General features: G+C 73.0%; 2 protein-coding genes. One reads left to right on the top strand and one right to left on the bottom strand.

The genetic code is table 11. The features are described 5' to 3' along the window. Positions 1 to 1,648 (bottom strand): NAD-dependent DNA ligase LigA (gene ligA, locus AX737_RS06310; protein ID WP_066919920.1); only part of this gene is annotated, 1,648 nt, incomplete at its 3' end. A gap of 132 nt (positions 1,649 to 1,780) precedes the next feature. Here ligA and AX737_RS06305 point away from each other — a divergent pair. Next, on the top strand, positions 1,781 to 2,433 hold a 653-nt coding region (locus AX737_RS06305; protein WP_066919918.1), incomplete at its 3' end, for a 4'-phosphopantetheinyl transferase superfamily protein.

Genomic DNA, 2,433 nt, shown 5'->3' with positions numbered 1-2,433 from the left:
CCGTCTCGCCGGCGGCGCGCGCCGCCTCCTCCTTCTGCCGGGCGCGCGCGTCGGCGAGCGCGCGGCGGCGCGCCGCGAGCGAGTCCCGCACCGCCTCGAAGTCGAGCCGGAAGATGTCCGCGGGCTGGCGGATAAGCCCGTCCTCGTAGAGGGTCTCGATGTAGGTTTCTCCGAAGCCCTCGATGTCGAAGGCGTTGCGCGAGACGAAGTGCTTCAGCCGCTCCAGCCCCTGCGCCGGGCAGATCAGGCCGCCCGTGCAGCGGCGCACCGAATCCGGCTTCTTGGTGCGCGGGTTGAAGGCGCGCACCGCCTTGCTGCCGCAGGCCGGGCAGGTCTCGGGGAAGGCGTAGGGCCGCGAATCCGCGGGCCGCTTGTCGAGCACCACGTCCATCACCTTCGGGATGACGTCGCCCGCCCGCAGCACGATCACGGTGTCGCCGACCCGGATGTCGCGGCCCTCGCGGATCGGCTCGCCGTCGCCGCCGACGCCCCTGACGTAGCCCTCGTTGTGGAGCGTGGCGTTCGACACCACCACGCCGCCGACCGTGACCGGGCGGAGCTTGGCCAGCGGGTTGAGGGAGCCCGTGCGGCCCACATTGATCACGATGTCCTCGACCACCGTGAACGCCTCCTGCGCGGCGAACTTGTGGGCGAGCGCCCAGCGCGGCGAGCGCGAGACGAAGCCGAGCCGACGCTGCAGGGCGAGGTCGTCGACCTTGTAGACGACGCCGTCGATGTCGTAGCCGAGATCCGCCCGCTCCGCCTCGATCCGCCGGTAATGGGCGAGCATCGCGGCCGTGTCGGTGCAGCGCAGGGTGAGCGGGTTCACCGGCAGGCCCCAGGCGCGGAAGCGCTCCATCACGCCCGACTGTGTACCTTCGAAGGCGGGTTCCGCCGCGCCCCACGCGTAGGCGAAGAAGCGCAAGGGGCGGGACGCGGTGATGGCGGGGTCGAGCTGGCGGAGCGACCCGGCGGCGGCGTTGCGCGGGTTGGCGAAGAGCGGCCTGCCCTGCGCCTCCTGGCGCGCGTTGATCGCGGCGAAATCCGCGTGGCTGAGATAGACCTCGCCGCGCACCTCGCAGACCGGCGGGACGCCCGCCCCCGTCAGCCGCTCCGGGATGTCCTGCACCGTGCGGGCGTTGGCGGTCACGTTCTCGCCGACCTCGCCGTCGCCGCGCGTCGCCGCGGTGACGAGCGCGCCGTCCTCGTAGCGCAGGGACAGGGAAAGTCCGTCGATCTTCGGCTCGGCCGTGAAGGCGAGAGGCTCCGCGTCCGGCCAGTTCAGGAAGCGGCGCACGCGCGCGACGAACTCCTCCACCTCCGAATCCGCGAAGGCGTTGCCGAGAGAGAGCATCGGCACGGCGTGGCGGACCTTGGCGAACTTCTCCGAGGGCTTCGCACCGACGGAGGCGCTCGCCACGCCGGTGCCGGCGAGATCGGGAAAGCGCGCCTCGATGCCCTCGAGGCGGCGGCGCAACCGGTCGTATTCCGCGTCCGTGATCTCGGGCGCGTCCTCCTGATAGTAGAGGCGATCGGCCTCGGCGATCCGCTCCGAGAGCGCCGCGTGCTCGGCGCGGGCGGCCTCCTCGGTTCCGGGCAGGTCGGCGTCCTCGATGTTCGCGCTGGCGTTCGCGGCGGAGTTCGGCATCATCGCGGCTGGGTTGTGGGTGGGCAGGCGCTTCTATCGCATGGTGGCCGGGGATGGCGACCGGGGCGCCCCGCATCCACGTCTTTTCCCCGCGCCCGCTCGGGAGGACTGCCGCATGGTTCGCGCGGTGCGATGACGGTCCCGTTCGCAGCGCTTGCGGCCGGCTGGGAGGTGGCGGAACCCGGAGCGGGCACAGCCACCGTCGTCTGGCTCGTCGACCTCGCCCTGCCGCCGTCCGCCCTGGCGGCCTGCGACGCGGTGCTGTCGGCGGACGAGCGTGCCCGTGCCGGCCGCTTCCTGAGATCGGAGGATCGGGACCGCTACCGCGCCAGCCACGCGGCCCTGCGGCTGGTCGTCGGCCGCGCTCTCGGGACCGATCCGCGCGGCCTTGCCTTCTCGGCGGGGCCGAACGGAAAACCGGAACTCGCCGGCGCGACGCGGGCGAGCCTCGCATTCAACCTCTCGCACTCGGGCGGGCTCGCTCTCGTCGGGCTCTCGGCGCGCCATCCCATCGGCGTCGATGTCGAGCGGGTCCGGCCGCTGCCCGACGCGCTCCGCATCGCCCGCGAGCATTTCGCGCCCGACGAGGCCGAGGCTCTGGCACGGACGCCAGCGCACGCGCGCGAGGGCGCGTTCTTCGGCCTGTGGACCCGTAAGGAGGCGGTGGTGAAGGCGCTCGGCGCCGGTCTCGCCCTACCCCTCGACCGTTTCAGCGTCACGCTTCCACCCGCCCCGCCCCGCATCCTGAGGATGCCGGAGGGCCCCCGCGACTGGACCCTCCGCAC

The sequence above is a fragment of the Methylobacterium sp. CCH5-D2 genome (genome assembly GCF_001556475.1).
Classification (GTDB): domain Bacteria; phylum Pseudomonadota; class Alphaproteobacteria; order Rhizobiales; family Beijerinckiaceae; genus Methylobacterium; species Methylobacterium hispanicum.
Note: the sequence above shows the minus strand (reverse complement) of the source record. Positions and strands in the feature narration are given on the sequence as shown.